At 60.4% G+C, this 13,967-nt stretch carries 14 protein-coding genes and 1 pseudogene; 2 read left to right on the top strand and 13 right to left on the bottom strand.

Annotated features, from left to right (window positions below; translation table 11 throughout):
- Positions 1-30 precede the first annotated feature (30 nt).
- The 7 genes and pseudogenes from QMX88_RS19410 to QMX88_RS19380 all read right to left on the bottom strand — a co-directional run bounded on the left by QMX88_RS19410 (position 31) and on the right by QMX88_RS19380 (position 6,933).
- Positions 31-897 (bottom strand): ABC transporter permease, encoded by an 867-nt coding sequence (locus QMX88_RS19410; RefSeq protein ID WP_282371875.1) that lies wholly within the window; start codon positions 895-897, stop codon positions 31-33.
- A gap of 39 nt (positions 898-936) precedes the next feature.
- The gene (locus QMX88_RS19405) at positions 937-1,818 is read right to left on the bottom strand and encodes an ABC transporter ATP-binding protein (RefSeq protein ID WP_442969476.1); all 882 of its coding nucleotides are present in this window, start codon (positions 1,816-1,818) and stop codon (positions 937-939) included.
- A 14-nt stretch (positions 1,819-1,832) separates the two neighbouring features.
- Positions 1,833-2,726, bottom strand: coding sequence for a TauD/TfdA dioxygenase family protein (locus QMX88_RS19400; protein ID WP_282371874.1), 894 nt, complete (start codon positions 2,724-2,726; stop codon positions 1,833-1,835).
- Positions 2,727-3,029: 303 nt separating this feature from the next.
- Positions 3,030-3,818 carry a MetQ/NlpA family ABC transporter substrate-binding protein gene (locus QMX88_RS19395; RefSeq protein ID WP_192173035.1) on the bottom strand — a complete coding sequence of 263 codons (789 nt, stop codon included), beginning with the start codon at positions 3,816-3,818 and terminating at the stop codon, positions 3,030-3,032.
- A gap of 217 nt (positions 3,819-4,035) precedes the next feature.
- Positions 4,036-4,851: pseudogene (locus QMX88_RS19390) on the bottom strand (sigma 54-interacting transcriptional regulator); the annotation flags it as partial.
- A gap of 135 nt (positions 4,852-4,986) precedes the next feature.
- A complete protein-coding gene (locus tag QMX88_RS19385; RefSeq protein ID WP_133775665.1) occupies positions 4,987-5,568 on the bottom strand; it encodes an alpha/beta hydrolase in 582 nt (193 codons plus the stop codon).
- A 294-nt stretch (positions 5,569-5,862) separates the two neighbouring features.
- Entirely contained in the window at positions 5,863-6,933 is a 1,071-nt protein-coding gene (locus QMX88_RS19380) for a fatty acid desaturase (RefSeq protein WP_282371873.1), read from the bottom strand.
- 110 nt (positions 6,934-7,043) lie between these two features.
- On the opposite strand from QMX88_RS19380, the gene QMX88_RS19375 reads away from it, so the two are divergent.
- Entirely contained in the window at positions 7,044-8,051 is a 1,008-nt protein-coding gene (locus tag QMX88_RS19375) for an AraC family transcriptional regulator (RefSeq protein ID WP_282371872.1), read from the top strand.
- Between the two features lie 12 nt (positions 8,052-8,063).
- On the opposite strand, the gene QMX88_RS19370 is transcribed toward QMX88_RS19375, so the two are convergent.
- Positions 8,064-8,774 carry a Crp/Fnr family transcriptional regulator gene (locus QMX88_RS19370; RefSeq protein ID WP_282371871.1) on the bottom strand — a complete coding sequence of 237 codons (711 nt, stop codon included), beginning with the start codon at positions 8,772-8,774 and terminating at the stop codon, positions 8,064-8,066.
- Positions 8,775-8,880: 106 nt separating this feature from the next.
- Here QMX88_RS19370 and QMX88_RS19365 point away from each other — a divergent pair, with 106 nt between their 5' ends.
- A complete protein-coding gene (locus QMX88_RS19365; RefSeq protein ID WP_282371870.1) occupies positions 8,881-9,417 on the top strand; it encodes an Mpo1 family 2-hydroxy fatty acid dioxygenase in 537 nt (178 codons plus the stop codon).
- Between the two features lie 263 nt (positions 9,418-9,680).
- Here the strand turns inward: QMX88_RS19365 and QMX88_RS19360 are convergent, their stop codons facing one another.
- The 5 genes from QMX88_RS19360 to oscA form a co-directional block, all read right to left on the bottom strand.
- Complete coding sequence (locus tag QMX88_RS19360; RefSeq protein ID WP_172610084.1) at positions 9,681-10,670, bottom strand: sulfate/molybdate ABC transporter ATP-binding protein; 990 nt, start codon at positions 10,668-10,670, stop codon at positions 9,681-9,683.
- 3 nt (positions 10,671-10,673) lie between these two features.
- Positions 10,674-11,546 (bottom strand): sulfate ABC transporter permease subunit CysW, encoded by an 873-nt coding sequence (gene cysW / locus QMX88_RS19355; RefSeq protein ID WP_282371869.1) that lies wholly within the window; start codon positions 11,544-11,546, stop codon positions 10,674-10,676.
- Positions 11,547-11,558: 12 nt separating this feature from the next.
- Positions 11,559-12,380: a sulfate ABC transporter permease subunit CysT gene (cysT, locus tag QMX88_RS19350; RefSeq protein WP_282371868.1), complete on the bottom strand. Its 822-nt coding sequence runs from the start codon at positions 12,378-12,380 to the stop codon at positions 11,559-11,561.
- A gap of 68 nt (positions 12,381-12,448) precedes the next feature.
- A complete protein-coding gene (locus tag QMX88_RS19345; protein ID WP_282371867.1) occupies positions 12,449-13,459 on the bottom strand; it encodes a sulfate ABC transporter substrate-binding protein in 1,011 nt (336 codons plus the stop codon).
- Positions 13,460-13,540: 81 nt separating this feature from the next.
- Positions 13,541-13,723 carry a sulfur starvation response protein OscA gene (oscA, locus tag QMX88_RS19340; protein WP_065990977.1) on the bottom strand — a complete coding sequence of 61 codons (183 nt, stop codon included), beginning with the start codon at positions 13,721-13,723 and terminating at the stop codon, positions 13,541-13,543.
- Positions 13,724-13,967: the final 244 nt, after the last annotated feature.

Genomic DNA, 13,967 nt, shown 5'->3' with positions numbered 1-13,967 from the left:
CAAGGCGGAGCGTTCGTTTGATAAAGCAGATCAGCGCTGCATGCCCCACCGCTTCACGGTCAGGCGCTCGACGTTACTGAACAGCAGGTTTTCCACCAGCAGACCAATGATGATCACCGCCGCCAGACCCGCGAATACCTTGTCGGTGTACAGCTCGTTGCGGTTCTGGAAGATGTACCAGCCCAGACCGCCCTTGCCCGAGGACGCGCCGAACACCAGTTCTGCGGCAATGAGGGTTCGCCACGCAAAGGCCCAGCCGATTTTCAGGCCCGCGAGAATCGAAGGCAGCCCCGCCGGAATCAGGATGTACCAGACGAACCGCAGGCCCTTGAGGCCGTAATTGCGCCCGGCCATGCGCTGGGTTTCCGAAACACCGAGAAACCCCGCGTACGTGTTCAATGCCAACGCCCAGAGCACCGAATGCACCAGCACGAAAATCAGGCTGTTTTCACCGAGGCCAAACCACAGCAGCGACAGCGGCAGCAGCGCGATGGCCGGCAACGGGTTGAACATCGCCGTCAGCGTGCCGAGCAGGTCGCGACCCAGTTGGGTCGACACCGCCAGCGTGGTCAGACCAAACGCCAGGACGATGCCGATCAGGTAACCCTTGACCAGGACCGTCAGGGAGATCCAGACCTTGGTCAGCAATTCGCCACTGGCGATGCCGTCGATAAACGCCGAAGCGGTTTGCAGAAAGCTCGGCAGCAGCAGGTCGTTGCCCTGAATGCGCGCGGCGATTTCCCAGATGATCGCCAGGGCGACGAGGATGACGGCCTTGCGCACCCAGCTCACCTGCCAGATGCGTTGCGCGAGGGGAATGTCGCGGGCCAGATCTTCCTGAGTGAAAGGCTCCAGCACGACTTCGTATTCTTCCCGCAGAGGGGGTGAAAGGCTCATGGGTGCAATCTCTTGAGGGGGCAGCTCGGCGAACCGCGATCAGTAGGCAATACGAACATCCTGAAACCGCAGATCCGGCTCGACCGCAGGCGCTTCGCCCTCGTCGAACAGCAGCCGGTGAATCCGCTGGGCAGACGCCTGGAACTCGACGCCGCCAAGGCTCTTCAGGTTGTACTGATGGCTGTTGATCTCGGCGCGCACGCGGCCCGGATGGGGCGACAACAGCAGAATCCGGTTGCCGACCACCAGCGCTTCCTCGATGGAGTGGGTCACGAACAGCAGCGTGAAGCGCACTTCTTCCCACAGCTCCAGCAGCTCTTCCTGCATCTTGCGGCGGGTCAACGCGTCGAGCGCGGCGAAGGGCTCGTCCATCAACAGGATCTTTGGCTGCATCGCCAGCGCCCGTGCAATTGCCACGCGCGCCTTCATGCCGCCGGACAAGGTGTGCGGGTAAGCGTCAGCGAAAGCGCTCAGGCCGACTTTCTCCAGGTAATACCCCGCACGCTCCTCGGCCTCACGACGCTTGAGGGTGCGCGAGGCCAGCAGCGGAAACATGACGTTCTGGATCACCGTCTTCCAGGGCGGCAACTGGTCGAATTCCTGAAACACCACGATGCGGTCGGGCCCCGGCTCCTTTACTTCCTGGCCGGCCAGACGAATCTGCCCTTCGCTGGGCTGGATGAACCCGGCCACGGCCTTGAGCAGCGTTGACTTGCCACAGCCCGACGGGCCGAGCAGGACAAAACGGTCGGCAGGATCGATTTCAAAACTGACTTGATGGGTGGCCCGCACCACGCGTTCCGGCGTGCGGTATTCAAGGCTGACGCCTTGTACTTGCAGCAGCGCTTCAGCGGTGGGCTGATTGGCCTGGTGCGCGTTCAAGCGATCGCTAGCCGTGTGGCTTTGCAGAACAGCATTCATGGAGCTCTCCTGGATCAGAACGGCGCATCGCCCTGAATGGTGGTGCGGTGCAAGCGACGGCGCAGGTGATCGGGCGTGCCGCCGGCTAGATGAATCAGCGAGCGGTTGTCCCAGAACACCATGTCGTTCTCCTGCCACTTGTGGCGGTAAACGCCTTCCGGGCGAACGCTGTGGGCGTACAGCTCTGTGAGAATTGCCTGACTCTCGTCTTCCGGCAGGCCGACGATGTGGGTGGTGAAGCCTTCGCTGACAAACAGCGCCTTGCGCCCGTTCTCCGGGTGGGTGCGCACGATCGGATGGCTGACCACTGCGACTTGGGCCAACTGTTCAGCGCTCAGGGTCGGGCGCCAGTTATCAGCGTTATGCCCATGGCTGTAACGGGAGGTATAGCTGTGCACCGCATGGCGACCTTCGACGGCTTTGCGCAGATGCTCGGGCAGCGTGTCCCAGGCCAAATGCATGTCAGCGAACAGGGTGTCACCGCCTTCGCTTGGCAGCTCCTGGGCGTAGAGCATCGAGCCAAGGCTCGGCAGTTCTTTGTATGACAGGTCCGAGTGCCAGTATTTGCCGGCATCGCCCAGCCCGACCGGCTGGCCGTTTTCGACGATATTGGAGACGATCAAAATCTCGGGATGATTGGCGAGCAGGAATTGCTTGAGCACATGAATCTGCAGGACGCCAAAACGGCGGCTGAAATCGATCTGCTGCTGCGGGGTGATGTGCTGATCGCGGAAAACAACCACGTGGTAATCGAGATGCGCTTGATGCACACGGGCAAAATCGGCGTCGTTGAGCGGACGGGACAGATCCAGACCGACGATTTCCGCGCCCACCTTTTCGGCGAATGGACGCACATCGAACTGCTGACCGGGCGCTTGCGCGGACGAAGCGTGGGAGGCTGCTGGCATGAGAACTCCGACTCCAAAAGGTGTGGCTGAGGAGGGAGGACTTTAAAGCTATAAGAAGCGAAGTTTAAATATCGTTAGAGCATATGCATAGCGCCGAACGACCTAGCGACGGCCGTTGGCCATTACTGATGAGCGAGGCGGCTAAAAGCCGATTCATGCACAGGCGCTACGCTCGAAACGCAAAAACGCGCTTGCCCACCGTCACTTCCATGCACCCGATGACAATGCGTCAGCGGAGCGGGAGCAACGGCGGGCAAGCGCGTTTGTACATGAATGCGCTGCAATCGCGCATTCAAGCCTTCATCAGAACGCCGGGATAACTGCGCCGTCGTACTTCTTGTTGATGAAGTCTTTGACCTGCTGGCTGGTCAGCGCCTTGGACAGCTTCTCGATCGCGTCGGTGTGAGCGTTGTCGGTGCGGGTGACCAGGTAGTTCACGTACGGCGAGTCGGAGCCTTCCAGAATCAGCGCATCCTTTTTAGGGCTGAGCTTGGCTTCCAGCGCGTAGTTGGTGTTGATCAGATCCAGGTCGACCTGATCCAGCGCGCGCGGCAGCAGAGCAGATTCCAGTTCGCGGAATTTCAGTTTTTTCGGGTTGGTGGCGATGTCTTTCGGCGTCGACAAGGCGTTGGTCGGGTCTTTCAGGGTGATCAGGCCGTTCTTCTGCAACAGCAGCAGAGCGCGACCGGCGTTGCTGCCTTCGTTCGGAATGGCAACGGTTGCGCCTTCTGGCAACTGGTCAATGGACTTCCACTTCTTCGAGTAGCCGCCGAACGGTTCGACGTGTACGCCGACGCCGGTCACCAGGGTAGCGCCCTTGCCTTTGTTGAAGCCGTCCAGGTAAGGCTTGGTCTGGAAGTAGTTGGCGTCCAGACGCTTCTCGTTCAGTTGCACGTTCGGCTGCACGTAGTCGGTGAAGACCTTGATTTGCAGGTCCACGCCTTCTTTGGCCAGTTCAGGCTTGATCAGCTCGAGGATCTCGGCGTGCGGAACAGCGGTGGCGCCCACGACGAGCTTCTCGGCAGCTTGTGCAGCGCTGATGCCCAGAGAGAGAGCAGCCGCCAGTGCGGTGAACAAAAACGTCTTCTTCATGCGATGTCCTTAATAGAAATCGGGTCGCCTCGTGGGCGACTTTGTTTTCGGTCTGCCGCGGGATCGACCCTTGGCAGGGGAGCGGCTGATGCGGACAGTACCGAGATTTTTTATTCCGAGACAATACTTTTTAGTCGGATGGTTATGCCTTTTCGCTATCAGCGGGCATTTTGCCACCCGGCTACCTGCTCAGTGAGCTCAAGAGCCATTACCGGACCGGCAGATTCAGGTGCTCAGGCAGGATCTCCGCGCCGCTGCTGACCAGCAGCGCGAAGTGAATGACGTTCTCCAGCTCTCGTGTGTTGCCCGGCCAGTAATGGGCTTCGAGCACTCTTTGCGCGTCTTCGCTGATCAGCGGCATCTCAAAATCGAAGCGCTGGCTGTAGATGCCCAGGAAGTACTCGGCCAACGGCAGGATGTTGCCGGGCTGTTCGCGCAACGCCGGCAGGTCGAGGCGCCCTTCGTTCAGGTAGCGATAAAGCCGCTCGTGGAATTTGCCAGCGGCGACTGACAGGCGCAGATCGATGCTGGTCGCGGCGACCAGTCTGACGTCGACCTGGCTGGGCTGCGTGGCGCCGACGCGGGTGACTTCGTGGTTTTCCAGCGCTGCCAGCAACTTGATCTGGATCGCCATCGGCAGGTCGGCGATCTCATCCAGGTACAACGTGCCGCCCGTGGCCGAGCCGAACCAGCCTGCCCGACTGCTGGCGGACCCGCTGTAGGCGCCGGCAGCGTAACCGAACAGCTCGGCGTCGGCGTAGGTCGAGCTGATGGCGCCGCAGTTAACCGACACGAACAACCCGGCCCGGTCGCTACCTCGATGAATATGACGCGCCAGCAATTCCTTGCCCGTGCCGGATTCGCCGCGGATCAACACGGGCAAGTCCAGCGGCGCCAGCAGTTCCATCTCTTCGCGCAATTGCCGCGATCGTGGATCGATGAACACCAAGGCCTTGGCGCGGATGCTCAGCGGGCTTTTTTCAGCATCAGGGAAGGTCAACAGCGGGTTGCTCGATAGGTCGGAAAGGCTCATGGCAGGCTCCCGCCCCGGCCATCCATTGACCGAAGCGTTTTTAAAAAAAAGGCCGCAGCGCCTGTCGGTTCACTGCGGCGAAAGTGATCGTGAGAAAAGAGGTCTCAGGCGCAACGACCGTTGCAACTGCGATGGTCATGCGCGGCGGCGGTTGAAATGCTCGATGCGCCCTTGCAGCCGGTACAGATAAGCGAAACCCTGTTCCCAGCGCTGATGCCCGGACTTCACGTTGATATGACCCGCGCCGCTGAGAATGCCGATTTCGGCGCCCCAGTTGCGGGCCATTTCCATCGCGCGCAATGCGCTGACGGCTGAATCGTTATCGGAGCTGACCACTTGGGTCGGGAACGGCAGCAGGTGCTCGGGAATCGGCGCGAAATTGCGGATCGCCGGCGGGCAATTGGGGCGCTCGACGTCAGCGGGCGCCACCAGCAGGGCCCCGCGCACCTGACGCAAACTCGCCAGTGGCGCCAGCTGCGCCCAATGGGCAACGGTCACGCAACCCAGGCTGTGGGCGATGAGAATCACCGGGGTGCTGTCAGAGGCGATAGCGCGTTGCAGCTCACCCACCCAATCTTCTCGGCGCGGCTTGAGCCAGTCGGCCTGCTCCACACGCACGCTATTGGGCAGACTGTTCTGCCAATGGGTTTGCCAATGGTCGTCGGCAGATCCTTGCCAGCCTGGCACGATCAGGTAACGGATCGATTCGTTATGCATGGCCTTCGCCTCCTGCATGTTGCGTTCATGGGGGCGAGTATAGGGATCGGACATATATTCGAAAAAGAATAAGAAGCTATTTATTAATAGCTCGAAAATATATGCCGCAGCCTCAGGGAAAGGCGCAAAAAAAAGAGGGCCACCCCCTGCCTTAAAGGGGTGACCCTGAGAATCACGCTGTCTGCCCCCAGCTCGCCGGGGATGAGCAGAGATTAAGGGGCGGTTGTTACAGAAATCTTTATCCGGAGAAATTTCCCACAAGCCGGCGAGACTGGCGCAATGGGCCGCCAGGTATCAACCGCGTGCAGGCTTGAGGACCGCGTCGTTTTCAGTCGTTCGTTCAAAGCGGTTGGCCCGCCCGAAGGTGCCGAAATCATTGAACCGCACCCCCATTTCAGCCATCACTTTGTGCGCAACGGGTGCCGTCATCTGGCGGATATAGAACGGCTCCTTCACCACGAAGTGATGAATGCCATGGGTGCTGCCGAAGTTGAAGCAGAACGCCTGCATCGGCCACATCCACCACGGATTGAGCACTTGGGTCTGCTGCATGACATTGCCCAGTTCGACGTCGCCGTAGTAATGCATGTTGGAACTGACGAAATGCAGACAGAAGGTACGCAGCACGTTCGGACCGACGAGGACCACGACAGCGACGTCGATGACGTGCATGACCGCCAGTGTGTTCGCCGACCAGTCAATCGGGCTGCCCATCAGGCCGGCAATGCCGTTGGCGGCATGGAAGCCAAGAAACACGTACCACGCGCCCCAATTCAGCAGCGCCAGCGGCGCATAGACACGCAGGGTGCGCTTGAGAATGCTGAATTTATGCGCCCAGGTTTTCGCCCGCAGCATGCGGATCAGCGACGACATCACGTTATCGCCGACCATCAGCAACCGCGCCAGGCCCCACGGCTCGCCATTGGTAATGGCGCGCTCTTCCATATCTGCCTCGGTGCCGGAGACCTTGTGATGATTGAGGTGCAAGTGCCGACGAATCCAGGGATTGATCGTGCTCGGCCGCGCCATCCAGACCAGCGCCAGCATCAGGTTGTGGGGCACCCGCTGCTTGCGGAAATACATGCTGTGGATCAGGTCGTGTTCAAGCTCATGGGTCAGCGACGCAAAGAACGCATTCAGCAGCAGGCACGCCCACCAGGCCAGGTAACCCCCGATATAGAGCGTCGCGCTGCCAATCATGCCGGCGAGTGCGAAGCACAGGATGCCGGCGCCGATGGCATCCTGGTGCCGCAGCAGCGGATAGCGCTCTCGCAGCGCGGCACCATGGGCGGAAACCACCGCACGAATATGCGCTGATCGTTGTTGTGCATTCAGTCCGGCAGCACTTGCAGAAGTGTCGTGCATGCTTCCATTCTCCGGTTTCAGGATGAAAAAACGTGGCACCACTTTGCCGCTTAAGCCCGGATGCTGCCTGACCGTGAACGCCAATCTGTAGACCGGAAGCGCCAACTTGTATGTCTGAGCCGAGCATCCTCGCCAGCTGGACCCGCGCCCTGCGCAAGCAACTCGATGCCCTCGGCCTCGACAGCCTCGCACTGAGCCGGGCTGCGGGCCTGGATCCGCAGCTGATGGATGACCCCAACGCGCGATACCCGGTGACGGTCACCACCCGTTTTTGGGAACTGGCCGTGCAGGCCAGCGGCGATCCGGCGCTGGGCTTGCGAGTGTCACGGTTCGTCAGCCCGACGACCTTTCATGCGCTCGGTTATGCGCTGGTTGCCAGCGGGTCGTTGCGTGAGGTGTTCGAGCGCATCGTGCGTTATCACCCGGTGGTGAGCGACGCGCTGGTCATGAGTTTTGAACGCGTGGACGAGCATTACGAGTTTCGTTTCCGCGTGCCCGACGGCAGCCCGATGCCGGCCAATGAGGCGATGGACGCCTTCGCCGCAATCTACGTGCGCACCTGCCGCAACCGCCTGGGCCGTCATTACGCGCCGCTGGCCGTTCACCTGATGCGGCCGCAACCGGAAGATCCGCAGCCCTGGCATACCGTCTTCCGTGCGCCGCTGTTCTTTGGTGCGGCGGAGAATCTGCTGCTCTTCTCCTGTGAGGATTTCGACAGCCATCTGGACGACGCCAATCCCGAGTTGGCCGAGCATAACGAGGCCGTGCTCAACCGCACCCTCGAGCAACTCAGCGCACTGACCTGGGAGCGCAAGGTGCGCGGCGCCATCGAAACTCAATTGCCCGAAGGCGAGCCGTCCGCCGAGCACATCGCCCACACGCTGCACCTGAGCTTGCGCAGCCTTCAGCGCCACTTGGCCGACGAGGGTTGCCGCTACGATCTGCTGCTCAATCAGTGCCGGCAGAATCTGGCGCTGCAACACATGCGCGACCCCGGCTGCTCGCTAAGTGAAGTGGCCTATCTGCTCGGCTTCGCTGACACCAGCAGTTTCAGCCGCGCGTTCAAGCGCTGGACCGGCATGACGCCCAGCCAGTATCGCGAAGGGCTGAACCGCTGACCGGTGACGCCATCACGCGCCTGCGCCGGTCAGGCGATGAAGCGCCGTCTCGCGCAGCCATTCGGTGTCCAGCACGTAGATCAGTTCGTGATCGCGGCGCACGATTTGCCGTTCGGCGAACGCCCCAAGTACCCGTTCGACCACCTCAGCGCTCAGCCCGAGGCAGCGATTGGAGGCCATGTCGGACAGAGGCACGCTGCGCACCGAACGATCCATCTCGCCGTAGGCTTCGGCCAGCATCAGCAGCCGAAACGCCACGCGTTCCTCGGTGGGCATCAGGGTGATGTCTTCAAGGGCGGGGACGGCGAGCCCGAGCTTGCGCCCCAGCAAATCACGGAAATGCCGCCACAAGGCCGGGTGTTCAGCCAGCAGTTGCTTGAGTGGCGCATGGGGCATGTGCAGGAGAATGACCGCGCCTTGAGCGAAGACATCGTGGGTCGCGGGCAGGCTGTCGAACAGCGAGGCTTCGCCAAACCAGAAGGGCCGATAGCCTTCTGCCGGGGGGATGTCTGTTTGCTGCGGCTTGAGAGGATTAATGCGTAACGAACCGGTGAGCAACGCATACAGGCCGGGCGCCGGATCGCCGCGCTGGAAGATCGATTTGCCGGGCGTCACCCGGCGCTGCCGCATGCCGATCAGCAAGCTATCCTGCAACAGCGCAGGCAGATCGCGGAACCATCGGTCGTTGATAAACCATGAGCGCCATTGGGTTCCATTCGTCATGTGAATCTCCTTTTGATAGCCGGCGTTTTGTTGCAGGCTGAGCCGTGCAGCGGCCTCAGCCAAAAAAAATCAGCGGCATGATCCATGTATCCAGAGAGGAATAACAATGAAAAACCTCGTCGATCACCTCAGCCAGTACGCGGCCTACCACCGCGACACCCGTAACATCGTTACCCACTTCGTCGGCATTCCCCTGATCGTGATCGCCGTGGCCGTACTGTTGTCACGCCCCGGCTGGACCAGTTGGTCCCTCGGCGGGCTTTGGGTGTCGCCGGCCTTGCTGGTGAGTCTGGCGGCGACGTTTTTCTACCTGCGGCTGGACGCCTTCTTCGGCGTGCTGATGGGCGTTCTGCTCGCGCTGTGCCTGTGGCTCGGCGCAAGCCTGGCGCAACAGACCACCATGGTCTGGCTCAGCGCCGGCGTCGGGTTGTTCGTGCTCGGTTGGGCGATTCAGTTTGTGGGCCATTATTACGAGGGCCGCAAGCCGGCGTTTGTCGACGACCTCACAGGCCTGATCATCGGCCCGCTGTTTGTCGTTGCCGAAGCGGCTTTTTTGCTGGGAATGAGAAAGAAGTTGCAACACGCCATCGAGGCGCGGGTGGGCAAGACGCACCGGCGGGATTTGAAGAAGGCTGCGGTCTAGAACTGTGTTTTAACAACCAATCAGATCGATCGTCGAAGGACATCGCTGATTTCCCTGCGGATGAAGGAATGTGGGAGTGACCGGGGTGGCGCTCCACCTTGCTCACGAAGGCTGGATTCCAGCCGCTGAAAATCTAGCGGATGTAATGGCCTCTTCGCGAGCAAGCTCGCTCCCACAAGATGTGTATTTATCCCCAGACAGCGCGGTGGCCGAGCTGTCCATTTGATTAGAGAGCGCTTAAATACTCTTGATCAGAGAGCGCCCTAAATACTCTCCCTCTTCTGCCAGACCTTCGGCTTGAAGAACAGCGTTTCTCCCCGCGCCAGCCCTGTCAGGCTGTCGTGGTCTTTTACCACTTCCGCTTCGATCAGCTCGGGTTGGCCTTCGACCTTCAGCGTCACCCGCGTCGTGGCGCCCAACGGACGAATGTCCCGCACTTCCGCCGCGTGGTGGCCTTCCACTTCATGCCGTGACAACGACACCTCGTGGGGGCGGAACAACACGTGGTTGTCCTCACCCAGATGCAGGCGGTTCGAGTCACCCAGAAAGTGATACACGAAATCGCTGGCCGGGTTCTCATAAACATCGCCGGGCGAACCGATCTGCTCGATCACGCCCTTGTTCATCACCACGATGCGGTCCGCGACTTCCATCGCCTCTTCCTGGTCGTGGGTCACGAATACAGAAGTCAGGTTGATGTCTTCGTGCAGCCGCGCCAGCCAGCGACGCAGCTCCTTGCGTACCTTGGCGTCCAGCGCGCCAAACGGTTCGTCAAGCAGCAATACTTTAGGCTCCACCGCCAAGGCGCGGGCCAAGGCAATCCGCTGACGCTGACCGCCCGACAATTGCTCCGGATAGCGATCCGACAGCCAGTCCAGCTGCACCATGTTCAGCAGCTCATGCACTTTGACCGCGATCTGGCTTTCGTTCGGGCGCTGGTTCTTCGGCTTCATGCGCAGGCCGAAGGCGACGTTGTCGAACACCGTCATGTGGCGAAACAGCGCGTAATGCTGGAAGACGAACCCCACGTTGCGATCGCGCACGTCGTGGCCGGAGACATCCTCGCCGTGGAACACGATGCTGCCTTTGTCCGGCGTTTCCAGCCCGGCAATGATGCGCAGCAGCGTGGTCTTGCCACAGCCGGACGGGCCCAACAGCGCCACGAGCTCGCCACTCTGGATATCCAGACTGATGCCGTCGAGGGCCTTGAAGGCGTTGAAATTCTTGCTGACGTTACGGACTTCGATCGACATGAGTTATTCCTCCGCCGCGTTTTTGCGCAGACGGCTAATGCGCGCTTCGCTCCACTGCTTGAGCAGCAGGATGAACAGCGCAAGGATCAATAACAGGCTCGCCACGGCAAATGCAGCCACGTGGTTGTACTCGTTGTAGAGAATCTCGACATGCAACGGCAGGGTGTTGGTCACGCCGCGAATGTGGCCCGAGACCACCGACACCGCACCGAACTCACCCATGGCCCGTGCGGTACACAGCACCACGCCGTAGATCAGGCCCCATTTGATGTTGGGGACGGTCACATGCCAGAACATTTGCCAGCCATTGGCACCGAGCAGGCGCGCGGCTTCTTCTTCCTGGGTGCCCTGCTCCTGCATCAGCGGGATCAGCTCGCGGGCCACGAACGGCACGGTCACGAAGATGGTCGCCAACACGATGCCCGGCAGGGCGAAGACGATCTGGATGTCGTGCTCCTGCAGCCAGGGGCCGAACACGCCACGGGAGCCGAACATCAGCACGTAAATCAGACCCGCGATCACCGGCGAGACCGAGAACGGCAGGTCGATCAGGGTGACCAGAATCGCCTTGCCGCGGAACGAGTATTTACTCACGCACCAGGCCGCTGCGACGCCGAAGACGACGTTGAGCGGCACCGAAATCAGCACCGCAAACACCGTAAGTTTGAGGGCCGACAGCGCATCGGGCTCCAGAATGGCCGCGAAGAATCCGCCGAGGCCGTTACTCAAGCCCTGGCCGATCACCACCACCAGCGGCAGTAGCAGGAAGAACGCGAAGACCAGCCAGCCAAGGCCGATCAGAATGCGCCGCGACACCGCGCTGCCACGACGGGCAGCATTGGCGGAGGACGCAGCAATGAGCGATGAACCAGACATACGTGCGCCTCCTCAGTTAGGGGTTTCGATGCGTCGCTGCAAGAGATTGATCAGCAGCAACAGCACGAACGACACCAGCAGCATCATCACGCCAATCGCCGTGGCGCCGGTGTAGTCGTACTGGTCGAGCTTGACCATGATCAGTAGCGGCAGGATCTCGGTCTTCATCGGCATGTTGCCGGCGATGAAAATCACCGAGCCGTATTCACCCACGCCCCGGGCGAAGGCCAGCGCGAAGCCGGTCAGCCAGGCAGGCAACAAGGCCGGGACGAGGATGTGACGGAACACCTGAAGAGGTTTGGCGCCAAGGCACGCCGCGGCTTCTTCGACTTCACGCGGAATGTCCGCCAGCACCGGCTGAACCGTGCGCACCACAAAGGGCATGGTGACGAAGGTCAACGCCAGGGTGATACCGAAAGAGGTGTAGGCGATTTTGATGCCCAGGTCGGCCGCAAACTGGCCGATGAAGCCCGTCGGCGTGTACAGCGCGGTCAGCGCGATACCGGCAACGGCGGTGGGCAATGCGAAGGGCAGATCGATCATCGCGTCGATGATCTGGCGACCGGGGAAGGTGTAACGCACCAGCACCCAGGCCAGCAGGGTGCCGATGATGCCGTTGATGATCGCCGCGAAGAACGCCGTGCCGAAGCTCAGCTTGAGTGCTGCAAGCACACGGGGCGCCGTGACGACGTTCCAGAACTGCACGGCGCTCAGTTGGGAGGCGTGGATGAACATGACCGCAAGCGGTATCAGCACAATCAGACTGAGGTACACCAATGTGTAGCCCAGCGTCAGCCCGAAGCCGGGTATGACGGGGGATATGCGTCGAGACATAAAAGTCCTTGGTTTACACACGTTACCCGGAACAAGTCCGGGTCCATTTATTCCGTGGGGCGCTGCGGTTACTGGGGGATGTAGATCTGATCGAACACACCGCCGTCATCGAAGAACTTGGGCTGAGCCGATTTCCAGCCACCGAAGTCTTTGTCGATGGTCAGCAGATTGAGTTTAGGAAATTGCTTCTCGTACTTGGCGGCCACTTCCGCGTCACGAGGACGATAGAAGTTTTTCGCCGCGATTTCCTGACCTTCCTTGCTGTACAGGTGCTTGAGGTATTCGGTGGCGATTTCGGTGGTGCCGTGCTTCTCGGCGTTCTTCTCGACGACGGCCACTGGAGGCTCGGCCAGAATCGACAGCGAAGGTACGACGATGTCGAACTTGTCCGCGCCGCCGTCTTCTTTCAGCGCCAGGAACGCTTCGTTTTCCCACGCCAGCAACACGTCACCCTGACCGTTGTTGACGAAAGTGATGGTCGAACCGCGTGCGCCGGTGTCCAGCACCGGAACGTGCTTGAACAGTTTGCCGATGTAATCCTTGGCCTTGGTTTCGTCGCCGCCATTGGATTTCAAGCCATAGCCGTAAGCCGCCAGGAAATTCCAGCGCGCGCCGCCCGAGGTTTTCGGGTTGGGCGTGATCACCGATACACCGTCCTTGATCAGGTCGCCCCAGTCATGGATGCCTTTCGGGTTGCCCTTGCGCACCAGGAACACGATGGTCGAGGTGTACGGGGTGCTGGCGTCCGGCAACTTGGTCTGCCAGTTCTCAGGAATGGTCTTGCCCAGCTTGGCGATTTCGTCGATGTCGCCGGCGAGCGCCAGGGTCACCACGTCGGCAGGCGAGCCGTCGATCACCGAGCGGCCCTGCTTGCCCGAGCCACCGTGGGACTGGTTGATCTTCACGGTGTCGCCCGGATGGGATTTTTTCCAGAAGTTGATGAATTCGGCGTTGTAGTCCTGATACAGCTCGCGCGTCGGGTCGTACGAGACGTTCAGCAGGGTGAAATCCTTGGCGACAGCAGAACCGGCAAACACCGCACTGGCGAGCGCGGCCAGCGCATAACGACGAATGGACATGAATCAGGCTCCTGGACAAATGTGTGTTGTTGGCTTTTTCTAGTTTTAGGTCATGCGGTGTTCGTTATGCGGGAGCGTGCCTTAGCCCTGCTTGTTGCTCGGGTTTTGCAGACGGAATTTCTCCTTGCGCTCGATCTGCACCACCTGCGCGTTGTGCACCGTGATTTCAACCGCGCCAAAACGCAGGTCACGCAGCGCGCTTTGAATTTCACGCAAAATGCTTGCTTCGTCCTGGCCGTCAACGCTACGTAGAGATGCGCTCATGTTCGTGCTCCTTGAAAGATTTGCCGCAGCGTGGGGGCAAACGCTGCTTGTGGCGTGAGCGCGATAGTAGAGAGGCAGAGATATTCTTAAAAATACTATTTAAGAATGCAGATATAACCAAAAGGCATTTGCGCCTGAGGCTGGCCGGGAACGACCGAGAAAGCGGTTCTGAACGTGTGGCGCGCGCCCCACGGCTGTGTCAGGCAGAGACAAACACCGGCCCATGCTGCCAGTTGATCTGTTG

The organism is Pseudomonas sp. PS02290 (genome assembly GCF_029960075.1).
Lineage (GTDB): Bacteria > Pseudomonadota > Gammaproteobacteria > Pseudomonadales > Pseudomonadaceae > Aquipseudomonas.
This window is presented reverse-complemented; position numbering and strand designations above follow the sequence as displayed.

Coding starts and splice junctions, on each gene's coding strand:
- QMX88_RS19370 (WP_282371871.1), bottom strand. CDS start 8,774: ATGACGAATGGAACCCAATGGCGCTCATGGTTTATCAACGACCGATGG.
- QMX88_RS19410 (WP_282371875.1), bottom strand. CDS start 897: ATGAGCCTTTCACCCCCTCTGCGGGAAGAATACGAAGTCGTGCTGGAG.
- QMX88_RS19375 (WP_282371872.1), top strand. CDS start 7,044: ATGTCTGAGCCGAGCATCCTCGCCAGCTGGACCCGCGCCCTGCGCAAG.
- cysW (WP_282371869.1), bottom strand. CDS start 11,546: ATGTCTGGTTCATCGCTCATTGCTGCGTCCTCCGCCAATGCTGCCCGT.
- QMX88_RS19380 (WP_282371873.1), bottom strand. CDS start 6,933: ATGCACGACACTTCTGCAAGTGCTGCCGGACTGAATGCACAACAACGA.
- oscA (WP_065990977.1), bottom strand. CDS start 13,723: ATGAGCGCATCTCTACGTAGCGTTGACGGCCAGGACGAAGCAAGCATT.
- QMX88_RS19400 (WP_282371874.1), bottom strand. CDS start 2,726: ATGCCAGCAGCCTCCCACGCTTCGTCCGCGCAAGCGCCCGGTCAGCAG.
- QMX88_RS19345 (WP_282371867.1), bottom strand. CDS start 13,459: ATGTCCATTCGTCGTTATGCGCTGGCCGCGCTCGCCAGTGCGGTGTTT.
- QMX88_RS19360 (WP_172610084.1), bottom strand. CDS start 10,670: ATGTCGATCGAAGTCCGTAACGTCAGCAAGAATTTCAACGCCTTCAAG.
- QMX88_RS19365 (WP_282371870.1), top strand. CDS start 8,881: ATGAAAAACCTCGTCGATCACCTCAGCCAGTACGCGGCCTACCACCGC.
- QMX88_RS19395 (WP_192173035.1), bottom strand. CDS start 3,818: ATGAAGAAGACGTTTTTGTTCACCGCACTGGCGGCTGCTCTCTCTCTG.
- cysT (WP_282371868.1), bottom strand. CDS start 12,380: ATGTCTCGACGCATATCCCCCGTCATACCCGGCTTCGGGCTGACGCTG.
- QMX88_RS19405 (WP_442969476.1), bottom strand. CDS start 1,818: ATGAATGCTGTTCTGCAAAGCCACACGGCTAGCGATCGCTTGAACGCG.
- QMX88_RS19385 (WP_133775665.1), bottom strand. CDS start 5,568: ATGCATAACGAATCGATCCGTTACCTGATCGTGCCAGGCTGGCAAGGA.